The organism is Enterobacter wuhouensis (genome assembly GCF_004331265.1).
Lineage (GTDB): Bacteria > Pseudomonadota > Gammaproteobacteria > Enterobacterales > Enterobacteriaceae > Enterobacter > Enterobacter wuhouensis.
This window is the reverse complement of the sequence record NZ_SJOO01000028.1, coordinates 1-2,961: the sequence shown is the minus strand read 5'-3', so window position 1 is coordinate 2,961 and position 2,961 is coordinate 1. Positions and strand designations below refer to the sequence as shown.

The window sequence follows — 2,961 nt, the reverse complement described above, 5'->3', positions numbered from 1 at the left end:
GAAACATCTTCGGGTTGTGAGGTTAAGCGACTAAGCGTACACGGTGGATGCCCTGGCAGTCAGAGGCGATGAAGGACGTGCTAATCTGCGAAAAGCGCCGGCGAGGTGATATGAACCTTTGACCCGGCGATGTCCGAATGGGGAAACCCAGTGTGTTCCGACACACTATCGTTAACTGAATACATAGGTTAACGAGGCGAACCGGGGGAACTGAAACATCTAAGTACCCCGAGGAAAAGAAATCAACCGAGATTCCCCCAGTAGCGGCGAGCGAACGGGGAGCAGCCCAGAGTCTGAATCAGCTTGTGTGTTAGTGGAAGCGTCTGGAAAGTCGCAGGGTACAGGGTGATACTCCCGTACACGAAAGCACACATGCTGTGAACTCGAAGAGTAGGGCGGGACACGTGGTATCCTGTCTGAATATGGGGGGACCATCCTCCAAGGCTAAATACTCCTGACTGACCGATAGTGAACCAGTACCGTGAGGGAAAGGCGAAAAGAACCCCGGCGAGGGGAGTGAAAAAGAACCTGAAACCGTGTACGTACAAGCAGTGGGAGCCTCTTTATGGGGTGACTGCGTACCTTTTGTATAATGGGTCAGCGACTTATATTCTGTAGCAAGGTTAACCGTATAGGGGAGCCGAAGGGAAACCGAGTCTTAACTGGGCGTTAAGTTGCAGGGTATAGACCCGAAACCCGGTGATCTAGCCATGGGCAGGTTGAAGGTTGGGTAACACTAACTGGAGGACCGAACCGACTAATGTTGAAAAATTAGCGGATGACTTGTGGCTGGGGGTGAAAGGCCAATCAAACCGGGAGATAGCTGGTTCTCCCCGAAAGCTATTTAGGTAGCGCCTCGTGAACTCATCTTCGGGGGTAGAGCACTGTTTCGGCTAGGGGGCCATCCCGGCTTACCAACCCGATGCAAACTACGAATACCGAAGAATGTTATCACGGGAGACACACGGCGGGTGCTAACGTCCGTCGTGAAGAGGGAAACAACCCAGACCGCCAGCTAAGGTCCCAAAGTCATGGTTAAGTGGGAAACGATGTGGGAAGGCACAGACAGCCAGGATGTTGGCTTAGAAGCAGCCATCATTTAAAGAAAGCGTAATAGCTCACTGGTCGAGTCGGCCTGCGCGGAAGATGTAACGGGGCTAAACCATGCACCGAAGCTGCGGCAGCGACGCTTAGGCGTTGTTGGGTAGGGGAGCGTTCTGTAAGCCGTTGAAGGTGGCCTGTGAGGGCTGCTGGAGGTATCAGAAGTGCGAATGCTGACATAAGTAACGATAATGCGGGTGAAAAGCCCGCACGCCGGAAGACCAAGGGTTCCTGTCCAACGTTAATCGGGGCAGGGTGAGTCGACCCCTAAGGCGAGGCCGAAAGGCGTAGTCGATGGGAAACAGGTTAATATTCCTGTACTTGGTGTTACTGCGAAGGGGGGACGGAGAAGGCTATGTTAGCCGGGCGACGGTTGTCCCGGTTTAAGCATGTAGGCGGAGGTTCCAGGTAAATCCGGTACCTTTTTAACGCTGAGGTGTGATGACGAGGCACTACGGTGCTGAAGTAACAAATGCCCTGCTTCCAGGAAAAGCCTCTAAGCATCAGGTAACATCAAATCGTACCCCAAACCGACACAGGTGGTCAGGTAGAGAATACCAAGGCGCTTGAGAGAACTCGGGTGAAGGAACTAGGCAAAATGGTGCCGTAACTTCGGGAGAAGGCACGCTGATGTGTAGGTGAAGCCCCTGCGGGTGGAGCTGAAATCAGTCGAAGATACCAGCTGGCTGCAACTGTTTATTAAAAACACAGCACTGTGCAAACACGAAAGTGGACGTATACGGTGTGACGCCTGCCCGGTGCCGGAAGGTTAATTGATGGGGTTAGCGGCAACGCGAAGCTCTTGATCGAAGCCCCGGTAAACGGCGGCCGTAACTATAACGGTCCTAAGGTAGCGAAATTCCTTGTCGGGTAAGTTCCGACCTGCACGAATGGCGTAATGATGGCCAGGCTGTCTCCACCCGAGACTCAGTGAAATTGAACTCGCTGTGAAGATGCAGTGTACCCGCGGCAAGACGGAAAGACCCCGTGAACCTTTACTATAGCTTGACACTGAACACTGGTCCTTGATGTGTAGGATAGGTGGGAGGCTTTGAAGCGTGGACGCCAGTCTGCGTGGAGCCATCCTTGAAATACCACCCTTTAATGGCTGGTGTTCTAACGTAGACCCGTAATCCGGGTTGCGGACAGTGTCTGGTGGGTAGTTTGACTGGGGCGGTCTCCTCCCAAAGAGTAACGGAGGAGCACGAAGGTTAGCTAATCCTGGTCGGACATCAGGAGGTTAGTGCAATGGCATAAGCTAGCTTGACTGCGAGAGTGACGGCTCGAGCAGGTGCGAAAGCAGGTCATAGTGATCCGGTGGTTCTGAATGGAAGGGCCATCGCTCAACGGATAAAAGGTACTCCGGGGATAACAGGCTGATACCGCCCAAGAGTTCATATCGACGGCGGTGTTTGGCACCTCGATGTCGGCTCATCACATCCTGGGGCTGAAGTAGGTCCCAAGGGTATGGCTGTTCGCCATTTAAAGTGGTACGCGAGCTGGGTTTAGAACGTCGTGAGACAGTTCGGTCCCTATCTGCCGTGGGCGCTGGAGAATTGAGGGGGGCTGCTCCTAGTACGAGAGGACCGGAGTGGACGCATCACTGGTGTTCGGGTTGTCATGCCAATGGCATTGCCCGGTAGCTAAATGCGGAAGAGATAAGTGCTGAAAGCATCTAAGCACGAAACTTGCCCCGAGATGAGTTCTCCCTGACTCCTTGAGAGTCCTGAAGGAACGTTGAAGACTACGACGTTGATAGGTCGGGTGTGTAAGCGCAGCGATGCGTTGAGCTAACCGATACTAATGAACCGTGAGGCTTAACCTTACAACGCCGAAGGTGTTTTGGCGAAGAGACGACAC

Annotated in this window: 1 rRNA gene; it reads left to right on the top strand. The window is 53.4% G+C overall.

Annotation, left to right across the window (positions count from 1 at the left end):
- Positions 1-20 precede the first annotated feature (20 nt).
- Positions 21-2,926, top strand: a 23S ribosomal RNA gene (locus tag E0L20_RS23710).
- Positions 2,927-2,961: the final 35 nt, after the last annotated feature.